Origin of the sequence: Sphaerospermopsis sp. FACHB-1194 (assembly GCF_014696235.1) — a bacterium.
GTDB lineage: Bacteria > Cyanobacteriota > Cyanobacteriia > Cyanobacteriales > Nostocaceae > Sphaerospermopsis > Sphaerospermopsis kisseleviana.
The window spans coordinates 1-25,817 of sequence record NZ_JACJPU010000052.1; the positions used below are offsets into that span (position 1 = coordinate 1).

General features: G+C 38.2%; 27 protein-coding genes and 1 tRNA gene. 9 read left to right on the plus strand and 19 right to left on the minus strand.

The window, feature by feature from the left end:
- The first annotated feature begins 266 nt into the window (after nt 1-266).
- Together H6F45_RS22220 and H6F45_RS22225 are read left to right on the plus strand one after the other, a co-directional pair.
- Nucleotides 267-497, plus strand: a complete 231-nt coding sequence (locus tag H6F45_RS22220) for a hypothetical protein (protein ID WP_190348402.1) — start codon at nt 267-269, stop codon at nt 495-497.
- 77 nt (nt 498-574) lie between these two features.
- Nucleotides 575-847 (plus strand): GlsB/YeaQ/YmgE family stress response membrane protein, encoded by a 273-nt coding sequence (locus tag H6F45_RS22225; protein ID WP_190348403.1) that lies wholly within the window; start codon nt 575-577, stop codon nt 845-847.
- A gap of 122 nt (nt 848-969) precedes the next feature.
- Here H6F45_RS22225 and H6F45_RS22230 read toward each other — a convergent pair whose 3' ends face one another.
- From H6F45_RS22230 to H6F45_RS22240, 3 genes are all read right to left on the minus strand, one after another.
- A complete protein-coding gene (locus tag H6F45_RS22230) occupies nt 970-1,737 on the minus strand; it encodes a ChaB family protein (protein ID WP_096568385.1) in 768 nt (255 codons plus the stop codon).
- Between the two features lie 60 nt (nt 1,738-1,797).
- A complete protein-coding gene (locus H6F45_RS22235) occupies nt 1,798-2,337 on the minus strand; it encodes a Dps family protein (RefSeq protein WP_190348404.1) in 540 nt (179 codons plus the stop codon).
- 150 nt (nt 2,338-2,487) lie between these two features.
- Nucleotides 2,488-2,856, minus strand: coding sequence for a hypothetical protein (locus tag H6F45_RS22240; protein WP_096568380.1), 369 nt, complete (start codon nt 2,854-2,856; stop codon nt 2,488-2,490).
- Nucleotides 2,857-3,168: 312 nt separating this feature from the next.
- Here H6F45_RS22240 and H6F45_RS22245 point away from each other — a divergent pair, with 312 nt between their 5' ends.
- Nucleotides 3,169-4,020, plus strand: coding sequence for a polysaccharide deacetylase family protein (locus tag H6F45_RS22245; protein ID WP_190348405.1), 852 nt, complete (start codon nt 3,169-3,171; stop codon nt 4,018-4,020).
- Nucleotides 4,021-4,090: 70 nt separating this feature from the next.
- Here H6F45_RS22245 and H6F45_RS22250 read toward each other — a convergent pair whose 3' ends face one another.
- On the minus strand, nt 4,091-4,480 hold the full coding sequence (locus H6F45_RS22250; RefSeq protein ID WP_137668503.1) for an alr0857 family protein: 390 nt from the start codon (nt 4,478-4,480) through the stop codon (nt 4,091-4,093).
- A gap of 156 nt (nt 4,481-4,636) precedes the next feature.
- On the minus strand, nt 4,637-4,870 hold the full coding sequence (locus tag H6F45_RS22255; RefSeq protein WP_236104119.1) for a hypothetical protein: 234 nt from the start codon (nt 4,868-4,870) through the stop codon (nt 4,637-4,639).
- 101 nt (nt 4,871-4,971) lie between these two features.
- Here H6F45_RS22255 and H6F45_RS22260 point away from each other — a divergent pair, with 101 nt between their 5' ends.
- The 3 genes from H6F45_RS22260 (at nt 4,972) to H6F45_RS22270 (ending at nt 6,194) form a co-directional block, all read left to right on the plus strand.
- Entirely contained in the window at nt 4,972-5,307 is a 336-nt protein-coding gene (locus H6F45_RS22260; protein ID WP_187038879.1) for a hypothetical protein, read from the plus strand.
- Between the two features lie 120 nt (nt 5,308-5,427).
- Nucleotides 5,428-5,622 (plus strand): hypothetical protein, encoded by a 195-nt coding sequence (locus tag H6F45_RS22265; RefSeq protein WP_190348407.1) that lies wholly within the window; start codon nt 5,428-5,430, stop codon nt 5,620-5,622.
- Nucleotides 5,623-5,663: 41 nt separating this feature from the next.
- Nucleotides 5,664-6,194: an SRPBCC family protein gene (locus H6F45_RS22270; protein ID WP_236104120.1), complete on the plus strand. Its 531-nt coding sequence runs from the start codon at nt 5,664-5,666 to the stop codon at nt 6,192-6,194.
- A 750-nt stretch (nt 6,195-6,944) separates the two neighbouring features.
- Here H6F45_RS22270 and H6F45_RS22275 read toward each other — a convergent pair.
- Nucleotides 6,945-7,017 (minus strand) — tRNA-Glu (locus H6F45_RS22275).
- A 477-nt stretch (nt 7,018-7,494) separates the two neighbouring features.
- On the opposite strand from H6F45_RS22275, the gene H6F45_RS22280 reads away from it, so the two are divergent.
- The gene (locus H6F45_RS22280) at nt 7,495-9,423 is read left to right on the plus strand and encodes a cation:proton antiporter (protein WP_096568366.1); all 1,929 of its coding nucleotides are present in this window, start codon (nt 7,495-7,497) and stop codon (nt 9,421-9,423) included.
- 299 nt (nt 9,424-9,722) lie between these two features.
- Nucleotides 9,723-11,150 (plus strand): hypothetical protein, encoded by a 1,428-nt coding sequence (locus H6F45_RS22285; RefSeq protein WP_190348408.1) that lies wholly within the window; start codon nt 9,723-9,725, stop codon nt 11,148-11,150.
- Nucleotides 11,151-11,513: 363 nt separating this feature from the next.
- Here the strand turns inward: H6F45_RS22285 and petJ are convergent, their stop codons facing one another.
- The 9 genes from petJ to H6F45_RS22330 form a co-directional block, all read right to left on the minus strand.
- Nucleotides 11,514-11,861, minus strand: coding sequence for a cytochrome c6 PetJ (petJ, locus tag H6F45_RS22290; protein ID WP_096568360.1), 348 nt, complete (start codon nt 11,859-11,861; stop codon nt 11,514-11,516).
- Nucleotides 11,862-12,492: 631 nt separating this feature from the next.
- Complete coding sequence (gene petE / locus H6F45_RS22295; RefSeq protein WP_096568357.1) at nt 12,493-12,912, minus strand: plastocyanin; 420 nt, start codon at nt 12,910-12,912, stop codon at nt 12,493-12,495.
- Between the two features lie 94 nt (nt 12,913-13,006).
- Entirely contained in the window at nt 13,007-13,225 is a 219-nt protein-coding gene (locus H6F45_RS22300; protein WP_190348409.1) for a hypothetical protein, read from the minus strand.
- A gap of 223 nt (nt 13,226-13,448) precedes the next feature.
- Complete coding sequence (psbV, locus tag H6F45_RS22305; protein WP_096568354.1) at nt 13,449-13,940, minus strand: photosystem II cytochrome c-550; 492 nt, start codon at nt 13,938-13,940, stop codon at nt 13,449-13,451.
- A 328-nt stretch (nt 13,941-14,268) separates the two neighbouring features.
- Nucleotides 14,269-15,105: an ABC transporter permease subunit gene (locus H6F45_RS22310; protein ID WP_190348420.1), complete on the minus strand. Its 837-nt coding sequence runs from the start codon at nt 15,103-15,105 to the stop codon at nt 14,269-14,271.
- A gap of 20 nt (nt 15,106-15,125) precedes the next feature.
- Nucleotides 15,126-16,034: a sugar ABC transporter permease gene (locus H6F45_RS22315; protein WP_137667593.1), complete on the minus strand. Its 909-nt coding sequence runs from the start codon at nt 16,032-16,034 to the stop codon at nt 15,126-15,128.
- Between the two features lie 101 nt (nt 16,035-16,135).
- Nucleotides 16,136-16,390, minus strand: a complete 255-nt coding sequence (locus H6F45_RS22320) for a hypothetical protein (protein ID WP_190348410.1) — start codon at nt 16,388-16,390, stop codon at nt 16,136-16,138.
- A 290-nt stretch (nt 16,391-16,680) separates the two neighbouring features.
- Nucleotides 16,681-19,365: a DNA methyltransferase gene (locus H6F45_RS22325; protein ID WP_190348411.1), complete on the minus strand. Its 2,685-nt coding sequence runs from the start codon at nt 19,363-19,365 to the stop codon at nt 16,681-16,683.
- A 328-nt stretch (nt 19,366-19,693) separates the two neighbouring features.
- On the minus strand, nt 19,694-20,938 hold the full coding sequence (locus H6F45_RS22330) for an ABC transporter substrate-binding protein (RefSeq protein WP_190348412.1): 1,245 nt from the start codon (nt 20,936-20,938) through the stop codon (nt 19,694-19,696).
- 352 nt (nt 20,939-21,290) lie between these two features.
- On the opposite strand from H6F45_RS22330, the gene H6F45_RS22335 reads away from it, so the two are divergent.
- Entirely contained in the window at nt 21,291-22,721 is a 1,431-nt protein-coding gene (locus tag H6F45_RS22335; RefSeq protein ID WP_190348413.1) for an MFS transporter, read from the plus strand.
- 96 nt (nt 22,722-22,817) lie between these two features.
- Here the strand turns inward: H6F45_RS22335 and accD are convergent, their stop codons facing one another.
- The 4 genes from accD to H6F45_RS22355 all read right to left on the minus strand — a co-directional run bounded on the left by accD (nt 22,818) and on the right by H6F45_RS22355 (nt 25,739).
- The gene (gene accD, locus H6F45_RS22340) at nt 22,818-23,768 is read right to left on the minus strand and encodes an acetyl-CoA carboxylase, carboxyltransferase subunit beta (RefSeq protein ID WP_096568337.1); all 951 of its coding nucleotides are present in this window, start codon (nt 23,766-23,768) and stop codon (nt 22,818-22,820) included.
- A gap of 313 nt (nt 23,769-24,081) precedes the next feature.
- On the minus strand, nt 24,082-24,366 hold the full coding sequence (locus H6F45_RS22345; RefSeq protein WP_190348414.1) for a hypothetical protein: 285 nt from the start codon (nt 24,364-24,366) through the stop codon (nt 24,082-24,084).
- 135 nt (nt 24,367-24,501) lie between these two features.
- A complete protein-coding gene (locus H6F45_RS22350) occupies nt 24,502-24,783 on the minus strand; it encodes a hypothetical protein (protein WP_190348415.1) in 282 nt (93 codons plus the stop codon).
- Between the two features lie 134 nt (nt 24,784-24,917).
- Nucleotides 24,918-25,739, minus strand: a complete 822-nt coding sequence (locus H6F45_RS22355; RefSeq protein WP_096568334.1) for an A24 family peptidase — start codon at nt 25,737-25,739, stop codon at nt 24,918-24,920.
- Nucleotides 25,740-25,817: the final 78 nt, after the last annotated feature.

The window sequence follows — 25,817 nt, forward strand, 5'->3', positions numbered from 1 at the left end:
CTGAGCCTGTCCTGAGCCTGTCCTGAGCCTGTCCTGAGCCTGTCCTGAGCGGTGTCGAAGGGCGGTGTCGAAGGGCGGTGTCGAAGGGCGGTGTCGAAGGGCGGTGTCGAAGGGCGGTGTCGAAGGGCGGTGTCGAAGGGCGGTGTCGAAGGGCGGTGTCGAAGGGCGGTGTCGAAGGGCGGTGTCGAAGGGCGGTGTCGAAGGGCGGTGTCGAAGGGCGGTGTCGAAGGGCGAAGTCGAAGTGCGGAGTCGAACTATGTCGAAGTATGCCCACCCCACAATATTTATTTGATTTATTTGATTTATTTGATTTATTTGATTTATTTGATTTATTTGATTTATTTGATTTATTTGATTTATTTGATTTATTTGATTTATTTGATTTATTTGATTTATTTGATTTATTTGATTTAATTATTCACAAAAAATACAATTACCCACAAACTATAAGTCATGAATTATTAATTATCAATTATCAATTATCAATTATCAATTAATTAAATCTCTCTTTTGATAGACTTAATGAGTAGATAAAATTACTAATCTATAGATGGAAATTTTCATGGAATAAACTATGAATATTATTGCTTGGATAATTCTGGGTCTGATCGCCGGAGCTATCGCTAAAGCTATTTATCCTGGTCGTCAAGGTGGCGGAATTTTAGCCACAATGGTATTAGGAATTATTGGTGCTTTAATAGGTGGAACTTTAGTTACTTTATTGGAAACAGGAACATTACAATTTACAGCCGCAACCTTGAGCATACCCGGTATAATTGTGGCTATTATTGGGGCAATGATCGCCATTTTTATTTGGGGCTTAGTTAGTGGTCGTACCAGTCATTAATGGATGAGTTTAAGATGATTGAATCCTGAGTTACGAGATATTAGCAAATAAAATTTAGTCAATGATAAAAAGGTAATGAGTTTTACCCCATTACCTATTACTCGTTATGGAAATAAAAGAAATTAAACACCAACTTTTTGTTTTGACCACACACCATTTTCATCTTCATCAAATTGTTGATGAACCGCATCCCAAGCAGATTGTTCAGCGGTAAATTCATCGTTGGTTTCATCAAGTACAGTGTTATAGTGCTGAATGAACAATTGTTGTGATTCTGCTGATAAATGAGCGCGAACTTCAGGAGATAAATCTTCTGGACTGTTACAAGGACCCGGACAAGGATGGGTAAGTGTTTTACCAATGGTGTGCATTTCTTCACCACCAGAACTTTCTAATATTAATTGAAATTCACCGCTGCGATCGCTCGGAATTTCTACCATTAATAAAAACTCTCCCGCTTGTAAACGAGTTTGATAAACCGCTGCTTTATCTTCTGGCATTCCCATAGCCGTAAAAACCGATACCAAGCCAGCGCCAGCACTACCAGCGATCGCACCACTCGCAGCACCCAGCAACACCGCACCAATAGGTCCTGCTGCCACAATTGGTCCGACAAAAGGAATAAACAATACTCCTACACCTGTAAGTAAGCTGAGGAAAGAACCAAACAAAGATCCAAAAATTGCCCCTGTTCTCAAACCTCCTAAAATCACATCGCGCTTGGTAATAAAACCAGAAATTCGCGTTTCTGACTGGAAATTTCTCCCCATCACTGAAATATGATCTTTCGGTACACCTCTATTTAGTAAACGACGAATTACATCATTAATTTGCTTTTGTTCTTTAAATACAGCTGAGATGGTACGCTCTGCTTGATATCCTTCTGGCACTTGTTTACTCCTTTTAATTTATCTTCTCTTTGTGTTGAAAATTGTGTGGCAAATTCTTAACTAAACACCCACCGGAACTTTAGTTTCTGTTGGTTGTTGTTTGGCATTTGGTTCTAATGCTTGTCCTTCAATAAATGAACGTAGCATCCAAGCCATTTCTTCATGTTCTTCCATCAAATCAGTTAAAAAGTCGGCGGAAACTTGATCATGAAATTCTTCACTACAACGATCTACATGATTTCTGAAATTACGAATAATCTGCTCATGATCTTCCACTAATTGATTTACCATTCCTGTTGCTGTAGGAATTTCTCCGCTATGTTCTTTGAGAGTAGCAATATTGAGAAAACCTTCCATTGTACCAATGGGATAACCACCCAAAGTTCTAATTCTTTCTGCTATTTCATCAATATTTTCTGTAATTTCTTCATACTGTTCTTCCCACAATTCATGCAGCGTGCGGAACTGAGGACCAACAACATCCCAGTGATATTTTTTAGTTTTTACTACCAGCACATAAGCATCTGCCAAATCTTGATTTAACAAATCCACCACACCGCGACGTTGTTCTTCTGTCAATCCAATATTGATTGTATTCATGCTCATTATTTGCCTTTCAACTATTAACTACTTACTTAATAAGTTCTCAAAATATCGACATTATCCACATCAACCCAATAAAACCAATTCAAAACCGAAAAATCATAATTATGAATTATGAATTATGAATTATGAATTATGAATTATGAATTATTGCTTGCTGCCTGTAATTTTTTCCAAAAAACTTTCTACTTCCTGTTCTACTGAAGTAGTCCCACTTTCGGTATTTTCAGGACGCTTCATTTTTTCAATATCAGCTGCTCCTTGAACCTCGTTAAGTCCTCTCCTAGTTTTTTCTTGAGATTCTTTCATTCCTATGGGTGGTTTTTTAGCAGCTTCATCAGTTTTGCGTTGAGTTTCTAATAATTGTGTCGTTCCTTCTGTTGGTTCACTTTGATAACTACTGATAGCTAAAGCAGGAAAAGCATTGAATAAAAATATGAAGGTACAAGCAAAAGCTAATACTATCAATCTCGATGCTAATTTCCATCTAGATTTAGCAAAATCAAGAATCTTCATTTTTATATTCTTCCACTCTATTTTTCTATTTTCTTTCTAGTTTCAGATTAATTGACTGTCAGAGCATTTTCATCAATCTTACGAGAGAATTAGGTTGAATTTTGCACTAAAAAGCTCATCAAAATCTATCTGGAGATAGAAAATCTCACTGCCGCTAAACTATCAAACTCTGTCTTCGTATGTTCTGTTACTTATATTTGAGAATTAAGGGTATGAATTTTATACCAATGAAACCTCTACCCCAAATTGAGATTTTCTGTTAAAACTGTAAAAGTTCAAATTCTCATATTGTGAACTATATCACAGAAATCAATGCTAAACTTTGTTAATTCTACTTCCACAAACAACGACAACAAAACAAGAAACATTATTTTTGTTGCCACAATAGCATTATTTCTAACTGCTTGTACCAGTAACCCAAATACACCACAACCAAACACTAACAGCGAAGCCTTTGGTGTTTCCATTCCTGAAAATAAAGTAAACACAAAATCACAACCACCAGCAAAAATCGAAAACCTGAATTTTACCGTTCCAGCTAAATTTCAAGGCAAGACAGTTTATCAAGTCAAACTCAAAAACAATGAAAAAGTGATTGCGTTAACTATTGATGATGGTCCCTGGCCAACAACCACAGAAGCAATGTTAGATATTTTCACAGAACATGATGTCAAAGCCACATTTTTTTGGGTAGGAAGTTCTTTAAAAAATCATCCCGAAATTGCTAAAAGAGTGGTAGCGGAAGGTCACGCCATTGGTAATCATACCTGGAATCATTTATATAAAAGAATGAGTCCAGCCACAGCTAAAAGTGAAATTGAAAAAACCAATGATTTAATCTATCAAACCACAGGGGTAAAAACATCTATATTTCGTCCCCCTGGAGGTTATTTAAATAATGGTTTAGCTGCTTATGCTAAAAGTCGAAATAAAGCCGTTGTCATGTGGTCTTTAACTTCTGCTGATACCGATCCCCGTGCCAAATATCAAGTGTTTGTGAAAAATGTGGTTAAAGGTGCAAAACCAGGAGCTATTGTTTTAATGCACGATGGGGGAGGAAATCGAGAAAGAACTGTAAAAGCATTGCCAGAAATTATCACAGGATTGAAACAACAAGGTTATAGATTTGTCACAGTTCCCGAATTATTAGAAATGGAACAATAATATAGCAGGAGTCAGGAGTCAGCAGGCAAAGATCAATATTTATTTCCCTATTCCCTATTCCCTGCCTAATTTAATCACTTAAAACAGATGCACAAACTTGAGCTTCTTGCCAAAGTTTATGTAAAAAGAACTCAGTGCGATCGCTCATTGTCGTTATAAACACACCCTGGGCTTCTTCCGCACCATCTGATAACCAAGAACCCCGCAAGGTGATTTCCAAATACTCAGCATCACAGGTAGACAGAGCTATAATTTCACCGTCATTTCGTTGTGCTTCAGCCTTGAGCCTTTCTACTCCTGGTAAATCTACAGGTAGCAAAAAGGAAGCCGTGCTAGGTTCAAAATGTAGCGTTTGACCGATTCGCAGCGCCAAAATCACTCTTTGCGCCACCCATTCTTCCAGTGACAGCGTGATACACTCTAAATAAAAGCTTCTTTCGGTATAATTTAATTTCAGCATTCCTTATGCTCTCCTGTTATTCCAGGTTTGCTTGCAAATCTGTCATTAGTCACCAATCACCAATCACCAATCACCAATCACCAATCACTGATTAAAAACCCCCGCTTTACCTATATCGGCAGCGGGGGCTAAAATTGACCTGATACTTTTCTGGTCTTATTCTGGTACAACATTTTCCCTGTACCTCCCGCTTGTTATCTCTAATAGTGGTTTAATATTCAGCAGATCAAAGTTGATATATCTAAAATCATAATTACTCTCTGTGTTTTGCCTTGGATGCTGACTACCATCGGCCATAAATAAATACTCCACTTCCACAACAACAATTTCCCAACTGGCCTGACAGTTGCTGGGATGGAAGGGACTGGAAATGGGGTAAATGAATTTCACAGAAAAATTCACCTCAAAAAAATTTTATCTATTGAACATTCCTTTAAACATACTACACTTGTATTACTATCCTGTCCATATCTATAAGGAGAAAAAATCAAATGCATACCATCGCACGCACCTCAACCACCGACATGGAAGTTACCAGCATCCGTTTAGAACGCGAACTGAAAGATAAACTGAAAGAGATAGCAGGCAATCAAGGATATCAAGCTTTGATTAGAAATGTTCTCTGGAATTATGTGCAGCAAAAATCAGGTGAGTGGAAACCCCGATTTTCCCGTGCTGACATTCGAGCGAGTATAGCGGCTACAGCCCAGCAAGATGAACGTTGTGTCCTCACAGGTAAGTTAATTGAAGCTCAACAGCCAATGTTATTAGGACTGACAAAGAATGGCGACATGGTTCCTCTAAGTGCTGAGAGTTTGGCTCTATAGCAAATTATAGTCCAGGTTGCTTACCAGTTATGATCATAGTGCTGGAACAAAGTTTGTATTGGTGAATTATCAAATATTAAGCAAGCCACAACCACCAGGAGAAAGTATCGAAGCTAGTAGGTGAAGATACTTTCTCGTGGTTTACAGGGTACGAACAATCAAATGTTAGTAGCTAGAAGCAGCCTATATCTTTATTTACAGGGAGCGATCGCTGTTGAGAGTAACCCTATTGACAACTCTCAGTTGAGCGAAATTTGTTTTACCCTCACACTACCTCAGTTTTCCTCAGCAACTCATTCACATTCTCAACAGTGACTACAGAAAACAAAACAGCGGGACTTGATTCCCCTAACCTCATTGATGACAATGCTCTAGAAACCAACTTGGATATTGATCCAGTCATCATCCAAGTGGAGAAATTAGCAGAACGACAGCGGCAAATTACCGCCCAGGTTCAAATTCCCCACTCCATCGAAAAAGTCTGGAAAATTCTCACAGACTATGAAGCCTTACCTCAATTTATCCCTAATCTCGCCAAAAGTTGTTTGTTAGAGCATCCCAATGGAGGTATACGTCTAGAACAGATAGGATCTCAGCGTTTGCTCAATTTCAAGTTTTGTGCGCGTGTGGTTTTGGATCTAGAAGAAATCTTTCCCAAACTCATCAACTTCCAAATGGTAGAAGGAGACTTCAAAGGTTTTTCCGGTTGCTGGAGCTTAGAACCTTATACCGTTGGTACAAGTCAAGGTACTAAGCTGTGCTACACAATTCAAGTTTGGACAAAGCTAACAATGCCAATAGCAATTATTGAAAAACGTCTCAGCAAAGACCTACAACTAAACCTCATAGCAATTCGCCAAAGAGCTAATGAGCAAGTCCTAAGTTGACAATTTCATAGACAAAACTATACTTATATTGACAAAAATCAATATATTTTTAGGAAAAAATCAACTACTTGATATATAATACGGTGATATCAAGTATTGAATTGAGACTATTGCCGACGCGAAAACCAAGCAATGATGGTGGTAGTCTTTTTCAGAAACTTAATTGGAACACAATCGCGTCTGGCTAAGGCGTGAAAGTCTACTGAGGGATAACTGCTCCCATGCTCCCGTTGAAGTAGAAAGTAAAGTCTAGTTTTGTCTAGGTTTTATATAGCAGTTAAGTAGGGTTTGCTGAAAAAGTCTTTCCGTGAAGATTAAGGAGAATGGCTAACGCCACGCTTACTTCGACTGCGCCCTTCGACTGCGCCCTTCGACACCGCCCAGGACAGGCTCAGGACAGGCTCAGGACAGGCTCAGGACAGGCTCAGGACAGGCTCAGTACAAGTCGCTATCAAGGAGTCAGGAGTTCAAGGATATCAAGGAGTTTTTTGTATTTGGAAACGAGGTAAAAACCATCAAAGTGCAAGGTTTTCCTACTCATAGTTTTCAAAACCTTGCACCTATTTTCTTTGTGATCACCCTCAAACTCTTTATTCATCGTGATTTTCAGTTTATTCAGCAAACCCTCAATAAACTTTGCACTTTTTGAAAATTTAAAAGGCTAAAACCCTTTTCTTGTAATATTTTGATCTTAATTCAGCATCCGCCAAATAAAATTTCTTCCCTACTTTTTGATGTTTTATGTTTTAGTACCCCCAGGGGAATTCGAATCCCCGTTACCTCCGTGAAAGGGAGGTGTCCTAGGCCTCTAGACGATGGGGGCATCGGACTTCACTTTTAATAATCTACTCTATTTCCCAGAGGATGTCAACACCTTTTTCTAAAATTTTTTTTCGGCATCTAAAATTCATGGAAATCGAGGAGTGGAGAAGGCAGGAGCCGCTGGAATCGTTTTTCATCCCTCCCCTCAAGAACGCAACAACCTGCCCAAAAACTTGTTATCGTGTTATTGGCTTGCAGATATCCCATTTCATCAGGTAAGTCAGTCGGCACGAAAAAACCAAAGCAAGTACAAAAATATAAAATTTTGACACTCTCCTGTCTCCTGCTGCCAACAGCCTATTGATTACGGTCGCCAAATCCTGAAAAAAGATGTAATATGGACAACTAAGCATGAAAAAATATCCTATTGTTTTAAAGATGGATGTGCAGTTGTACCTGTAAAGTTAATGTTAATATTGATGATTCTCGACAAAGGTTAATTAACGGATTTTGAAATTAATTCCTCAAAATCTACAACATGGAAGCATCTTTTCAAATCACCCTACAGATGGTGTTCACAGTTCTTGCAGGTATCAGCGCCCAAGTGATGGCTGCATATTTCAAGCTGCCCAGCATCGTCTTATTACTTTTGTTAGGCATTCTCTTGGGTGCTGATGGCATTGGACTATTACATCCCCATCTGCTAGGAACAGGACTAGAAGTAATTGTTTCCCTAGCGACGGCAATTATTTTGTTTGAAGGCGGACTGAAATTGGATCTGCGGGAGATGGGCAGGGTTTCCGTCAGTTTGCAACTGCTGGTCACCTTGGGAACCTTGATCACACTGCTTGGTGGCAGTATGGCGGCGCACTGGCTAGGAGAATTTCCCTGGAATATAGCTTTTCTCTATGCTTCCATAGTCGTTGTCACAGGTCCTACAGTCATTGGTCCACTGATCAAACAAATCAACGTAGACCGACAAGTGGCAACGCTGCTGGAAGGGGAAGGGGTTTTAATTGACCCGGTGGGAGCTATTTTAGCCTACGTGGTTCTAGATACTATTTTGAATGGTGATCCTGACCCTATTAAAGCCATTATGGGTTTAATCTTGCGTTTAAGTGTAGGCGCAATGATTGGCGGTGTTGGTGGTTTTTTGATGAGTTGGATTTTCAAACGCGCCAATTTTCTCTCTTTTGAACTGAAAAACCTAATGGTGTTGGCAGGACTGTGGGGTTTGTTTACCTTAGCGCAAACTATTCGCAGTGAGTCAGGAATTATGACTACAGTTGTAGCCGGTGCGGTATTTGCTAACTCATCAGTCCCTGAAGAACGCCTGTTACGCAGCTTTAAAAATCAGCTAACAATTCTCAGTGTTTCTGTACTGTTTATTCTCCTAGCCGCTGATTTATCTATTGCCAGTGTGTTGGCCTTGGGTTGGGGTAGTTTATTTACTGTTTTGGTATTGATGTTCGTGGTGCGCCCGATCAACATTTTATTGTGTACTTGGAACAGTAATCTGAATTGGCGACAGAAATTGTTTTTAGGTTGGGTTGCGCCCAGAGGCATAGTTTCTGCTTCTGTGGCATCTTTATTTGCAATTTCCCTGACACAACGGGGTGTTAATGGTGGTGATGCGATTAAAGCTTTGGTGTTCTTGACAATTATCATGACTGTTTTTTGTCAAGGGTTAACAGCTGGGTGGCTGGTGAAATGGTTACGCATCACTTCTAAAGATGCCACTGGGGCAGTGATAGTGGGTTGTAATCCTTTGAGTTTATTGATTGCCAGGTTCTTCCAGGAACGAGGAGAAAGTGTGATCATTATTGACACTGACTCCCAATATTTTGCTCAAGCTGAAGCTCAAAATCTGCGCGTGATTGCTAGTAGTGCGCTAGATGCAGAAGTATTGGAAGAAGCTGGCATTGCTTCAAGGGGTACTTTTTTGGCAATGACTAATAACGGGGAAGTGAATTTTGTGTTAGCACAACGGGCAGCAGAGGAGTTTAATCCACCCCGTGTTTTAGCAGTATTTCCCCGTGATCCCCAAGCTTCTGGCTCGGTGAACAGCAGCAATAGCAGAGTGAATCAAGCTTTTGTCTCTGACTTACCTGTGAAAACCTGGAATGAATATTTAAGTAATGGCCGGGTAAAATTGGGAACAACTACTTTGAATGAGGCTGAATTTTCCAGTCAGCAGGAGCATATACAGGAAAAGATTAGGACTGGGGTGTTAGTACCGCTATTGATGGAAAGGGAAGAGCGCCTACAGGTAATGTCAGTTAATCAAAGTTGGGAAATAGGCGATCGCATTATTTACCTGTTGTATGATTCCCGACCAAATCTGTTAAAACGTTTATCTGGTGCTAGTCAGTCTACAGCCTTGGCTTTAGAAAAGTTACCAGAAGTGGAAGAAGTACCCACCGCTAAATTCTCTCAACTGTCTGCTACGGAAGCATCTGGTAATTGAACTTTTGGTAATTGAACTTTAATAGAACCGACTCACGAGTAGCAAAAACCTGTTACCTGCTTTGGCTTGAATGTTCCTGTTTTCAATGCCAAAATAGGAAGTTATTATTTGTTAGTGAGAGAATCCAATCTCTAAAAATGGCAATATAATTTAAAAGATAAAATCCCTAGTAAAGCATGGCAGAAATGGCTGTATCTAGCAATGAAAAAAAGCTGATTTTCTCTGGTGTTATAACTGTTACAGCCTTCTGCCTGATTCGACTAGTAAATTGCAACCGAGCCGAGTGAACGATAACAGCTATGTCTTACGCATCCATCCTGAAAAATATACCAGAAATATTCAGCCAACCCACTGGAATAGCAGCTATAGCCTCTCTTGGTATTCACGGTGCTATTGCCTTGATTGTGCCATTAATGCCTGTTGATTCTGGTCAACCCACAGCAGCTGATTCTACAAAAGCAGTCGGATTAATGGAATTGAGTTCGGCTGATCAAAACCGATTGCCTCAAACAGCACCATCCCAGGTGGCTTTACAACCCCAACTGCCACAACAACCGGGAATTCCTTTAATTAACTTTGGTGAGGAAAAAGTTATCATCCCACCTGTAGAACCAGCTATCCAAGCTCCTTTACCTAGCCAGTCGGTACTGCCACCGATCCCTACATCATCGGCCAACTATAATCTTTCTTACTTGCCCAAAAGGCAGCCTATCCAAAGATTTGCTAGAAACGATTTTAGAACTCAAGTTTCTAATTTCCGCATCAGCAGAAATACATTCTCTCCTTCATCCTCTCCTTCATCCTCTCCTTTTGTGGATGATATAGATGCCAAAATTAAAGAAACCCAACCACTGAATATCAACCGTTTGCCACAACTTGAGGCAGATAATAAATTACCTAGTGAACCGCTAATTAACCCATCTCCTGATGCTATTGATATTGGCTCTACAGCAACACCACAGGGTGTTACTGAACCACAAAAAATTCAGTTAGGAGATAACTCAGTTCAAATTGCTGCTAATTCTGCTCCTGATCTTGCTGCTGAACCATCTCTACAAGGTCAAGATCAATTACGGGCAGCGGCAATCGTGATCCCATCTTCAGCAACTTCCACTCAGCAACAAACCCAAGTAACAACTGGAAGCGAGTTTGATTCTCAAGGTCAGAAACGGGAACAGTTACTGGCCAAGCTCGACTCTTATAACACCCTGAGAACAACAATTCGGGAAGCATACCCCAATGTTAAGGAACAAGCAGTTATCCGTGAAACTATCTCGACAAATCAACCCGGGATGGAAGGTACTGTTTTGGGTCGATTGGTTGTAGATCCTGATGGTAAGGTCTTAGATATCAAGTTTCAAGATGGATCAGTATCTCCTGAACTACAATCCAAAACTAGAGAATTTTTCAACGCTAATCCACCTAAAGGTGAGAAACGCATTAGTTCTTATCCTTTCCAACTCAGATTTACAAATAATGGCGATAGGAAAATTCCCCAGAAGATTGAACAGTTAAAGCCCTCACCAAGCCCAGATGATCAAACAGTATCTGATCCACAAATAGACAAAAATCAGTCTAATAATCAAGCTGTTGTTATTCCTAGTTCATCACCAACATCTGTAGTTAGTGATGATAAATCTGCTTTATCTACTGAATCTGCTCAAAAGTTGATTCAACAGTTACGTCAAATGAAGGAAACAAGACAAAACTCAAATCAAGAAAATTAAGAATTCACGAGTCGTAGGGGCGAAGCATTCGGAAAATAACCTGTGATCAAAATTGATAATTTATCGCCCGAATGCTTCGCCCGTACAAGAAAATTGTGATCAAAATTGATAATTTATCGCCCGGATGCTTCGCCCGTACAAGAAAATTGTGATCAAAATTGATAATTTATCGCCCGGATGCTTCGCCCGTACAAGAAAATTGTGATCAAAATTGATAATTTATCGCCCGGATGCTGATGCTTCCAGCACGCTTCGCGAACGCCCCTACAGGAGTCAGGAGTTAGGAGTCAGAATCAAGAATTAATTTTTACCTACTCCCTGCTCCCTGCTTTCTTCATAACAAGTGTTCAAAAAAACATGATACTACCAGCCTGTTTCCGCTTTCTGGAAAACATAAGCGGCCACTTCTAGAATTTCCTGCTCGCTTAATTTGCTCTTGAAGGCGGGCATGGCACTTTTACCGTTCTGAATTTGATGGATAATGGTTTGAATAGGTTCGGTATCATAATTTTCTAAATATTTTGATAGTGCTGATTTTTGTAAAGTTTTATGTTCAACTAGGATATTAGCGCCTCCTATATGGCAAGAAGCACAGTGATTACTAAAAATGGCGCTGCCTGTAGATGCTTCTGCGGCTAAGGCGGGATCAATGAATTGAAAGTTAAATAAGAGGGCGATCGCCAACAGTAAAATTAATAAAGGTATTCTCAAGAGATTTTCCTCGTAACTTCTGACACATTTAAATTGTAAAATTCTAATATTCTGAACTCTTGTTTAACAGGCAAGATGCCTGTTCCACTTATACAAATTAGGGGTTGCTGAGAAAGTCTTTCCGTGAGGGCATAGGAGTCAGGAGTCAGGAGTCAGGAGTCAGGAGGAGATTGGAAAATTTCTTTGCCATCTCTTGAAATCCCCAAAAATGCACACTTTTTCCGGTATACCCTTCAAAACCCTTGCACTAATTTCTGTGTTTATCAGCCTCTAACCTTTGATATATCAAGGTTTTAGGTTTATTCAGCAAACCCAAATTAAATGCACAACAGCTTATCACTATTGACACTCTGCGTCTTAAAGGAGCGCAGATTCTTGATTCAACGAGTCCACTTAGACTAGATCCCTTTTTCTTATAAATCCAAGAGATTGTGGCATCTTCAGTGATGGAATAACTTGTATATTATAATACGGCATTTATCAAATAAAATTTATCTTACAAACTAAAATTAGCGGTAACTAGCTCATCCCTTTATTCTTTCCCAGGGATCAAACTCGTTACCGCTCCTATTCATTAGTTTGTACCACCTGATGAGCAAAAAAATCATCTGGTGTTAAATGAGCGAGATTGTTAGCTGGCAACAGTTAGTTTACCAACCATACCCGCACCACGGTGAGGTTCGCAGTAGAAAGTGTAATCACCAGTTGGTGCATCTGCGGGGATAACTGTTTCCATTTTTTGCCCAGGATTGAGTGCTAATTTTTTGTGAGACAAAGATGCAGCTAAATCTTTATCCTTAGCAGGATTTTTTATAGGATCAAAGACAACGTTGTGGGGAGGAACTTTGTTGTTAAACCACACAATTGTGTCACCAGGTTTAACAGTTAACTGCTTAGGCTCAAATTGCAACAATCCTTTGTCACTACCCAATTTGACGGTGTAGGTTTCAGCAGATGCGGTGGGAGTGAAAACAGCAAAGCTGCTAACAACTAACAGTACAGTTAAAACAGCTAAAGTCAAGCGTCTCCAACTTGCTGCTATTAATTTCATGGCTCTCTCCTGAGATATAGTTTTATTTTTCTTTTCTTATGTTAACTACATTTAACACCAAATATGACAACCTGTCATAGATAAAATTTTTTTTTTAATAATTAGGGTTTGCTGAAAAAATGCAAAACGCAGATAAATCAAAAGTTTGAGGCTGATAAATAGGAAAAAAGTGCAAGGGTTTTGAAGGGTATACGTGAAAAAGTGTGCATTTTTTGGGATTTCGAGAGATGGAAAAGGAATTTTCAAACTTCCTCCTGACTCCTGACTCCTGACTCCTGACTCCTATCCCCTCATGGAAAGACTTTCTCAGCAAGTCCTAATTAGCGGTTATTAATAGGAAAATGCAGCTTAAAATACAAAGTTCCCAATCCTGCTGCCAGAGAGCAAAGTCAAGTATAAGCAGTAGGTATAAGTCAACCAAGATAACAGTAATGCTTGAATGCACTCAGGTATCAGGACTAGGAAGTGAGATTTTTCTACAGTAAGGGCAAAATTGCCCATACTTTTAGAAAGTAAGAAGGCCAATGAGCAGATGTTTAGTAATGGATCTTACCACCACCCCATCTAATACCAACGATTTTTGGCTGGATGAGAATATGACCTGCGATCGCTGTCAAATCATCGTCTGTCAAGTTTCTCATTTCTGTAAAGATATCGGCGCTCTTGATACTAGGATGAATTTCAGAAATCTCGATTTCACCATCGTAGGTGGTAGGATTCTTCATGTAGTCAACCAGCCCTTCAATATTGTCACGTCTGGGTGTAGCTAGAGCTAAAGCTTCTGGTTCTAATCCTACGTTTTGATTAGTCTTGGTTACACCACCAGCATGACATTGAGCGCAGGTGTCATTAAATAATTTTTTACCTATTGCCAGTTGCGGTATGCTAATGACAACAGTATCACCCTGTTCGTTCAATTTGACAGTTCTGGTAGCTTGATCTAGTTCCAAAGCTGTTGCACTACCGATGAATAATTGAAAACTCAATACAACAGCAGCAACAACAACGCTTATCAGTCTTTTAAACATATTTCCCCTTCAAGTTTGTAATGCTCAACACAGCTAAGACACCAATAGTTTCAAAAAGCACAGATATTGATCTGATGCTATCTGATGCTAAAAGTTTGCCGGGTATCACCCCGACGGGGAGAACTACAACACCCCTGATCCTGTGGCTAAAAGCTATCAGGATGATTTTGGTAAAATATTCTCGCTATCATTAACATCAGCATGAATCAGTTTACCATTAGGTGCTGATCCTGAGTTTGTTAATCCCAGGGAATTAGAAATAGGAAAGATGCTGACAGATGCTCACAATTGATACAAATCTTTATCTAAAAATTTACAATTTGCAAAGTTAACCTTTGCCACCGGTAAAAGTCACACCTTGAATAAAGTAGCGATTGAAAAAAGCATAAATTCCTAAAGCTGGTAAAGTAAACACCATAGAAGCAGCCATAATGTAATTCCAATAGCTGATATATTGACCTTTAAAGCTATTCAAACCCAGAGGTAAGGTAAACATTTCCGGGTCAAATAAAATTACCAGAGGTAGTATAAAATTATTCCAACTACCCATAAACACAAAAACCGCCTGTGCTGCTAGTGCTGGTTTTGCTAGGGGTAAAACAATATCTCGGAAAATCTCCCAAGTGCTTAAACCATCTAGTTGGGCTGCTTCTTCTAATTCTTTAGGAAAATTAACAAAAAACTGCCGCATCATAAAAATGAAGGTAGCATTTACCATAGTCGGTACAATCATACCTTGATAAGAATTAAGCCAACCCAATGCTTTTAAAATCAAAAATGTGGGAATGAGAGTAATTTGTGTGGGTACTGCTAAAACTGCGATTATTAAGAATAACCAAAAGCGTTTACCAGCAAATGTCAATCTAGCTAAAGCATAACCAGCCATTGAATTTAAAATTAAATTTAAAAACGTAACGCTAACAGCAATTATTACACTGTTAAATAACCACCGCCAAAATAGTGGTTCTTGGAGAAAAATTTGCTGATAGTTCTTAAAAGTAAAATTGTGAGGAATAAAATTTAGCTCACCGCTAATAATTTCTGAAAGAGGTTTAAAGGATGCAGAAAGCGCCCAAAGAAAGGGAATAATGGTGATAAAACCATAAATTATTAACAACAGATATAACAGGAAATTCAACCAAGGAAAACGAGAAACTTGATTCACAACTTGATTCACAACTTGATTCACATTTTTTCACCTCCAAATATTCGCCTTTGGATCACCGTTACAGAAACGATTAAAGTTGCAAGTAAAAAAGCCACAGCAGCAGCATATCCCAATTGTAAATTTCTAAATACAGCTTGATAAATTAATAATACCACCGTCAAAGTAGCATTATTGGGTCCACCAGTGCCACCGGAAAAAATATAAGATTGATCAAATAATTGAAAAGTGCCAATTATGCCTACAGCTACCACAAACAAAGTCACAGGTTGCAATAAAGGAATAGTAATATTAATAAACTGATCCCATCCATTTGCACCATCTAAATCTGCTGCTTCATAAAGCGTTTGAGGAATATCCTGTAAAGCTGCTAAATAAATCACCATATAAAAGGGCGCAGTTGACCAAATATTCATGATCATAATGCCTTTTAACGCCACTTTGGGATCTCCTAACCAATTATAATTAGGTAATCCAAAAAATGCCAGAAAATCATTTAGTAAACCATCGGTATTATAAATCCACATAAAGATGAGTGTTAACACCGCTGATGATGTAACTGTGGGCAAAAAATAGAGGATTCGCCACCAGTTTTTACCACGAATACCAGAATTTAAAGTAACTGCGAGAATTAAAGCTAAAATTGTTTGACAAGGGACAACAATTGCCACATATTCGACTGTATTTTTGAGAGCAATTTTTAATTGTTCGTCTTCTACCAAATGGGTGAAATTTCTCAAACCAATAAATTGATATTCAATACCGCCTAAAAGTTGTACTTTGTTGAGGGAAAGAAAGACAGCGTAGAGGATGGGGAGGATAACAAAAGTAAGTAATATGAAAATAGCAGGTAGCATGAAAAGATAACCTGCTAGGTTTTCGTTAATCTTCTTGGGTTGGTTGCGGGTTTGTCTGTTGATTTGCAACATATAAATAGATTATATATATTTTCATGGTAAATCTTCTATCCAACACAAATAACTAAATAGCTTATATTTAATACCCACATTTGCATCTACTACAAATTTAATCAACGGTTTCTATCCTCACGCAAAAGTTCAACACTATCACTAAAAGTTTTACCGAAATGACGCTGACGTGCAGCATCTATTTTTGCCCATGCTTGTGCTTGTTCAGATTCTTGAGTGACTAATTTATCCTCTACAAAATTTTCTAAAATTGCCTTGACTTCATCTTCTAAAGTGCGGTTATGGTGTTGCGCTAAAACCTGTAGTTTTTCTAATACAGAAGGATTAATATTTCCTAGTACAACCTGAGTCGTCATATTTCCTCACTATGGCTACATAATAGTCTAAAAAGACAACAGACTTTAATCTCGTTACCTCGTTACCTTCCAGTCTCTGACTGGGAATGCTTTCTGGGAGGTTCTACCTCCTATTCAATATTTTGTTCAGTGTATTTTCACAATAGCAGAAAGTAGAGCCTTCTACACTGCATTCCCAGGTAGAACCTGGGAACGAGGGATTTTTTTATTAATGAACCACGTTCAGCGAAGCTGTTCCCGCAGGGTAGACACGAAGAAGAGAAGAAGAGAAGAAGGAAAGAAGGGAGATTTTATTTTGGCGGACAAGGTCCTATTATTTCTATTCCCTGTTTTTCTTTTTCTGCTAGTTCTAAATTCAATGTTAGCAGTGTTTCTAATATGTCTTCTTCTGGTTGAATTTTATAAGCTGCCATTACCAGTTTGTCTAGTTGTTGATGTAGTTTATAAAGTTGGCTGCTTGGTTCGTTGAAGAATTTATTATATAGTGTGGTGATTCCCCATTGTTTTGTTTCCATTTGTTGGGTGCGATATTGATGGAGTTCTTCGGCTTTGGCGCGGATTTTTTCTACTATTTTTATATCTGCTGTTTGTGGAAATGGAAAGGTTTCAAAACAGGTGTTATGAGTATATGCTATATCTGCTTTTAATGTTGATTTTTGAGCGTGCATCCATTCACGATGTACATTAGATGAGAGAATACCAAATATATAAAAATCATCTGATGCAACTACAACTGATTTATCACCAGGTAGCCAATTTAAGGGTACTGGAATAAATATAGCCCACTTAGAAACTCTAGGAACTGTAAAATATAATGATAAAGATGAAATAGCTTTTCTCATTTCTGGGCGATGACGCAAGGATCTCCACCAATAATTTCTTGCTTTTGCATCTCTGTTATTATCTCTTTGTGGTTTAACATTTTGTTTAATATATTCAAAGGGTAATCTATAATCACTAGCATCTTCAATACTCATATCATTAAAATCAATAATCCATCTTTCAGGTTTCCCATGAGGATTTTTTGCTAAATTAGCACCCATTGAAAATAGCTTTAAAACCTCTTGATTTTTAATGTCTTTTTTAATCCATTCCTGTACTTGTTGTTCAGTAACAATAAAACCTTCACCAACAGGAAGTACACCCTGAAAACATTTATTCAAATTGGCCTTTAATCTAACAGCTTGAGAAACATCAATACTAGATTTCAAAGAAGAATTAATTTGTGATACTATCTGATCATCTAAATAATATTTTTCTGGTTGTTGCTTACACCAATTCACAATACTAACATGAACTTTTGCAGCACCAGACCAAGGTTGTGTAGAAACAGCTTCATGTATATAACCGCCATTTTGAGTAATATAATCTAAAGCTGCTTTTCGGCTTTTACCTTGACTGATGGAATTAGTCGCAACTAACCCAACTCTACCATTTTCATCAATTTTATCATGAGCTAATCTAAACCAATAAGCACAAAAATCCACATCTTTAACTTTCGGAAATTGTTGAAAAATTCTATCTACATATTCATCATTTAATGAAATTCTAATATGTTTACCACCCAAAAAAGGCGGATTTCCTATAATTGCATCTGCTTTTACCCATTCACTAAATAAAGCATCTTGACAAACAATATTATTATCTAAACTATCCAAAGGTAACGCAGGTTCAGTTAACTGTAAACTATCAATGGCAATTTTCCGCGCTATCATCAAAGTCACCCTTGCTAACTCCACCGCAAAGGGGTTAGTATCCATCCCATAAAATTGTAAAGGTGTCACCAAACCCATCTGCATTTGTTTATCTTTTGATTTTCGCAGGTTAGCAATTTTATCTAACAATAATATTTCAATTCTTTTTAATTCCTGATACGCTAAATACAGAAAATTACCCGAACCGCAAGCAGGATCTAAAACTCGATAACTTTGTAATTCTATTTGCAGTGTAGAAAGTTCCTTAACTGTATTTGCTGCTTCTATTCTCTCTTCCCAAAAACGGCTAATTGTAGGGCGGATAATTTTCATTATATCCACTTCTGATGTATAATGAATCCCTCTCGCGTGACGTTCTTTTTTATCTACCGTTCCTTCAAATAAATTCCCAAAAATAGCAGGACGAACTTTACTCCAATTTTCTCGCGCTGATACATCTAAAAAATTTAATTCTTCCCTAGTTAATTCTATGGGATGAATCACCGAAAATAAACCACCATTAAAATAATCTACACCTTGATAACGTCCTGCGGGTGTAATTCCTGGTTGATTCATTTCCCGAAATAAACCACCTAAAACATCATAAGAACTCGCCCCTTTCATGCAATCTTGCACACAAGAAATGAACATATCACGGGGTAAAAGTTGTCTATCTTCTGCAAACATGGCTAACACACATTGCAAAATAAAACGCTGTGCTGTTAATTTTTCAATTCCTCTTTTTTCTAATTCTAATAATAATTCTCCCATGCGTTTGGCGGCGCGTTCTGTGACTTCTACTTGGTTATTTTGGAATACAGGGGTTTTTTGCCCTATTTCCATAAATGCCAATGCTCCAGCCCGTTCTGGTAGTTGCTCCAGGGATATTTTATCTACAGGTGTATCTAGTTGAATATCAAAGTCAAAAATCCAAAATTCATCGAAATTACATAAAATTACATATTTCGGTCGATTTGGTACTAACCTTGTCCAATAATCAAATGCTTGGGAATAATGTTTATTTAAGTCTTCTCCCCGTTTTTTCATTTCAATTAAAACGCGGGGTTTCCAAACTAAATCAGCGAATCCGGTTTTACCAGTTTTACTACTTTTTTTAATAGCTTCTTCGTAAGTTGCACCAACTTCTAATGCACCTTCATGACCAAAAGCACGAAAAAAGCGATCAAGAAATGTTTGCGCTTCTTTGCGTTCCTGTCCCGTGATATGTTGTTGGCAGAATTGCACGAATTTTGATAAACTTTCTGGGGTGGATGATGTCATATCGCTGGATTATAAATATTTGGTTTTATTTGATGTGTATAATTCAATCATTATATGATAATTGATATTTTCCTGCAAGTGCAACAACAATAGGGAGCATCCCAAATGTGTAATTTGATTTTTTGGGAATCTTTGAATTGCTACAAAGTCCTAATATGAATGAACCGCAAAGAACGCAAAGGACACAAAGTTAAGAGGGTTTAAGAGAGTTTTTGGTATTGCTGAGTTGATTTTTTGAAAATTGGGATGCTCCCTAAAAATAAAGATAACTCAATTAAGTAAATCAAACTTAAAAAACGTCATACCCAGATCCCCTTTAATCCAATTTCTACTCTATCATTTTCATCTGCTGATTAGCATTATTCTGCGCCTTTAACATTGCCTGTTTTAAAGATTGTTCGCCCAATAAAGCACTTAAAAATTGATTCTCAAAATTATTCACAATTACTGCTGGATATTTCCCAAGTTGCCAAGGTATAGCATCATCAAGACCTGCTACTAATGCAGACCTTAAATCATCTTGATCATAACCTAATTTCTCGGCTACAGATTTACGAGTTGGTAAAGCAAAACCCGTTCCTGTCCATTTTTCCATTCCTTCTTTACCTGTCAAATAAGAAATTAATTCCCAAGCTGCTTTTTTATGTTTTGTACGTTTATTCATAACATAAGCAACTGTATAAACCATTGTGCCTTTTTGATTATTAATTTTGGGGACTTCTGCGGTAGCAAAATCTAATTGGGGAAAGGTTTCTTGCAGATAAGGAATAGCCCAATTTCCCTCAATTACCATTGCCACTTTACCTTGTCCAAACATATCTGTACCTGAACTCGCACCAATATCTGATGGTAAGGCTGATGTTTGATATTTTCGATATTGATCTATCACTAATTGTAAACCTTTTAAAGCTTTTTCACTAGCAAAGGTAGCATTACCATTTTCATCAATTAAATTTCCCCCAAAAGCTTTAATTTTGTAAACATGACGTGATATTGCTGGACTTTCTCCAAACCCGTATCTATTAAGTTTACCTGTTAATTTTTGAGAGTAATTTAATAATTCATCCCAAGTAGTTGGCGGTTTATTGAAACCTGATTTTTTAAAAGCTTTTTTGTTATAAAATAAAGCCAAGGTAGAATAATCTTTAGGTATTCCATAAATATGGTTATGCTCTTTAAAGATTTCTAATAAATTTTGATCGAAATCTTGTAAATCAAATTTATCTGTGATGTAATTATTGAGAGGTTCTAAAACATTTTTACTTATTAAAAATGGAGCTTCTACAGCATCTAAATAAAATACATCTGGTGCAGCATCCCCAATTAAGCGAGTTTTAATTACATCCATATATTGATCAGAAATTAATTCATATTTAACTTTAATTTGGGGATGTTTGATTTCAAAATCTTGTAATACTTGTTTTAAAAGTTTTTGTTCTACAGGTGAACCACCCCAACCACTGAGTTTAATAGTAACTGCTGATTTACTGGGTGGTAATTGGTGACAACTGATCACAATGATAGCCACTGTGATAATTAATATACAGAATTTTAACCATTTGTATTTGTTCATGGACAGATAAGACAGATAAAACTTTTTATTTTCTCATTTTATTTTCTCATTTATAAATGCTGTAACTCCGGGAGCATCCCAATGAAATAAAAAATGACCGCAGCAACACTAAAAAATCTCTTAAACTCTCTTACCTTTGTGTCCTTTGCGCCCTTTGCGGTTCAATCATATTAAGCTTTGGGGGGCAGATTATTTCCATAGACAAAAATGAATTTACACATTTGGGATACTCCCGTAACTCAAGACTGATCTTTCAGCAGTCTAAATTTTTGTTGAGAAATGGTAGATAGAATAACAAACAATTATCATGATCGGAAATTTTACTCATTTCGTCACCGCTAGACGCTAGTTTATGGACTCGGTTAAAGTTGAAATATCTGCATCTTTAAATCTGGAAATTCCTCAGATTGATTCATTAAACACCGTCTCATCTTCTGAATCTCAATCTAGCTCTCGTTTTCCTAAAAATGCGATTCGTACTAGTTTACAAGCTTCTACTTATGATGCTATTTTTGCAACCATTTTTTCTATTACTACTGGGGGAATTTTACTTAGTAATTTTTTGGTAGAATTAGATGCTAGTCCGGTAATTTTTGGGATGCTTTCTTCAATTCCCATGCTAGTAAATCTCATTCAACCTTTGGGTGCTTATCTTTCAGAGCGCACTACTAGCAGGTTTCGATATTCGGCGCTGGTTTATGGAATTTCTCGCCTATTTTGGCTGTTGTTAGTAATAGGTATTATCTGTAAGAGTTGGGGATTGATCAATTCTCAGCAGTTGGTGATATTAACGCTGGTAATTGTCTTTTTTAGTCATCTTGTTGGGGGTTTGGGATGTGCATCTTGGATGAGTTGGTTAGCAATTATTGTTCCTCGCAGGTTGCGGGGTAGATATTTTGGAATACGTAATAGTGCGGCCAGTTTAACTAATTTGTTATGTGTTCCTTTAGCGGGTTTTGCTGTTTCTCATTGGTTTGGGGGAACTCTTCAAGGTTATGGGGTGGTTTTGTTGGTGGGGATTTTATTTGGATTAGTTAGTTTAGGTTGTCAGTATTTTCAAATTGATGTTAATCCCCAATTACAAAAATTACAAAATACTTATATAGGACTTACGCAAAATAAAGACAAAGTAGAGGTAATTCATGAATCAGTAGGGGTAATTCATGAATTACCCCTACCCTACAATAAGGAAAATGATAAAAATTCCCATTTTTGGATATTTTTACTGTATTTCAGTTTATGGATGTTGGCTTTTAATCTTTGCGCCCCTTTTGTAAATCTTTATCTGCTGGAAACTTTAAATATAGATGTGGGTTGGGTGACGGTTTACAGCAGTTTGCAAGCGGGGGCAAGTTTGCTAATGGTGGTTTTGTGGGGTAGGTTAGCAGATAAATTAGGAAATCGTCTGATTTTGATATTTGTGGGGATAATTGTTGCAGTTACGCCTTTATTTTGGTTTGGAATTGGTGACAGAAATTTAGATATTTGGTTGTGGCTACCACTATTACATATTTTTATCGGTGGTACTGGGGCGGCGGTGGATTTATGTAGTAATAATTTGCAGATTGGTGTTACACCATTAAGAAATCAATCTATTTATTTTGCGATCGCTGCTGCTATTGCCGGTGTCACTGGTGCTTTAGGGACAACTATCGGCGGTTTTATCGCCCAATCTCCCCATTTTGGCGGTTTATTAGGTTTATTTGCCCTTTCTAGCATTTGCAGACTGGCAGCATTGATCCCGCTTGTGTTTGTGAGGGAACAGGTGACAGGTGACAGGTGACAGTAGAGATGGGGAAGCAGGGGAAGGAGGGGAAGCAGGGGAAGATTAAGAACCCAATCACCAATCACCAATCACCAATCACCAATCACCAATCACCTACTCTACCCCTGTAGAAGTTAATGTCATGGTTTCCCACAAAACCATGTTAGGTGCGGTGGGCATGGGTTGGTGTAAAGATATTAACTGTGCCAAGGTATTTTTTAACTGAGTGCGGGGAACAATTTCATCTACAAAACCATGCTTTAGTAAGTCTTCAGCGGTTTGGAAGTCTTCGGGTAGTTTTTCCCGCAGGGTTTGTTCAATAACTCGTCTGCCAGCAAAACCGATGGTGGCTTTGGGTTCGGCGATGATGATATCACCCAACATAGCAAAACTAGCGGTAACGCCGCCGGTGGTGGGGTTTGTCAGGACGGGAATGTATAATAAACGAGCATCTTGATGACGTTGTAGTGCAGCGGAAATTTTCGCCATTTGCATTAAGGACAGCATTCCTTCCTGCATTCTCGCACCACCAGAGGTACAAACGATAACTACAGGATAGCGGCGTTGGGTAGCTTGTTCTATTAAGCGGGTGAGTTTTTCACCGACAACAGAACCCATGCTACCACCCATAAAGCGGAAGTCCATGACTCCTAAAGCGATGGGTAAACCGTTAATTTGACCTAAACCGGTTTTTACTGCGTCTATTAAACCGACTTTTTCTTGAGTTTCCCGGATGCGATCGCTGTAGGGTTTGCGATCGCGGAATCCTAAAGGATCAGTGGGACGCAAATTTTCATCTATGGGTTTCCAAGTATTTGCATCAATTAACTGACGGATACGCTCATCACTATCGACTCGGTTATGATGACCGCATTCTGCACAAACCATTTGATTAGCTTTCAAGTCTTTAGCATAAGCCAAAACACCACATTTCGCGCATTTGTGCCATAAACCATCGGCTATTTCCCGTTCTTGTTTTTCTAAATGGGGAGATCCTGATTTACGACGATTTGCAAACCAATCAAATAGAGACTTTAAACCGCGTGATTCTTCGTTGTTTGCCATTTTTATCTTATTTAAGTAGGTATGAGATTCAAAACAGGTCAATCAATATTGGGATTTGGGATTTGGGATTTGGGATTTTAGATTTGGGATTTTAGATTGACCTCACCCACTGCTGGAGCGGGTATTGTGAATTGTGGATTTGAGGTAAGTATTCAGAAGATAGACTACAGAAGTCAGAATAATAACGCCTTATAGCGTCAGCTTTGATAATTTTGCTAAAATCTTGCTTCTCTCTATTCCTGATTTTATAAGCACTCTGACTCCTGACTCCTGACTCCTGACTCCTGACTCCTGATGATTTTTCTTAGCTTGACTAAATCACCAAATTACGCTTGTAACTAATTTTCGACTTGATTTTGTATTTTTTGGTTGATAGCTTAATAAAAATGCTGCTGCCAATACAACTTTTTTCCAAATGTGTCAGGGGACTTAATTGTATCAACGTATCGGCAAAGGTGTGAAAATACAAAACCTCCATGAAAATGAATCTTCCTCCCAATACATTATTTTTATTATTCAATGGTAAGCTATCAGCATTTATGACATTAGTTGTATTTGCCAACTGCCAAAAGTATTGTTTGACTGTAATACAATTCACAGGTTAATCTTACCAAAATATAAAGATCCAATGAAGTAATGCTGGTTACAGTCATGTGGTTACAGTCATGGAGGGTGTAGGTTGCTGAGGATGAGAATAAAAAACATTTAAATCTAATATTAAAGAAAAGTGATTTTAAAGTTTGAATTTGATGATAATAGGTGATTGGTGATTGGTGACTGGGAACAAGTAATTGGTAAGAATAAACTCTTGCCTCTTGCCTTCGTACTGACTCCTGCCATAATTAAGTCGGCACGAAAAAACCAAGGTATGTAACAAAATGTAAAATTGATAAAAACCTTTTCCCTCCTGCCTTCTGTGTGGGATCATCCCAATTTTGAAAAAAGAACCGCAGTAACACCAAAAACTCTCTGAAAATCTCTTACCTTTGTGTCCTTTGCGTTCTTTGAGGTTCAATCATATTAGGTCTTTGGAGCATTTTTACATTAGATAAAAATAAATTTACAAATTTGGGATGTTCCCTTCTGTCTCCTACCTCCTGCCTTGTCATCACGACAATTTTTAACGCCTACCTACTTAACTGATATATTTCAAGATGGTGGTAGCACAAACTGTAGGTAAGAAGACAAAATAGCTTCACCACCAAAAACAGCAATTACCGCCCCTAAAGCTAAGAAAGGACCAAAAGGCATTCTTTGTCCCATTTGATGGCGTGAGACCATAATTGCACCTCCACCTATTAATACTCCCAAAAAACAGGCCATAAAACTAGCTATTAGCAGATGCTTCCAACCTAACCAAGCGCCCATCATCGCTGCTAGTTTCCCATCACCTGCACCCATGACGGGTTTTCCATAGGCTAGATAACCTAAAATTGAGATGCTATCAAACAGCCATAAGCCCAAGACTGTACCACCTATTCCAAACATTAGCTGTTTGATCCCACCCACCCAGCTATTTTCTGTTAAAAAACCTAAACCCATTTGAAAAACTAAGCCCAATACCAATCCCGACTTGGTAAGTTGACCGGGTAAAATCATTGTATCCCAGTCTATAAGAGATAGAGCTAATAACCAACTGCAAAAAGCCCAATAACCAATTGTTAAGGCTGAAAATTGAAATACCCAAAATACTATTAAAAATATAATTCCTGTTATCGCCTCTACTACAGGATAACGGGGAGAAATTTTGGTGTGACAATAACGACATCTTCCTTTTAACCACAACCAACCAAACACAGGTACGTTATCATAAGCTTTTAATTGGTTTAGGCATTTAGGACAGCGAGAAGGCGGCCAAAGTAAGGATAATCCCGCAGGTAGGCGATAAACTACAACATTGATAAAGCTACCAATAGCAGCCCCCAAAGCGAAGACAATGATACTAGCAGGGACGAAAATCAATGTTTCCATATTGTCAGTTGTCATTAGTCATTAGTTATTCTTCCCAGTCACCAGTCACCAGTCACCAGTCACCAGTCACCAGTCACC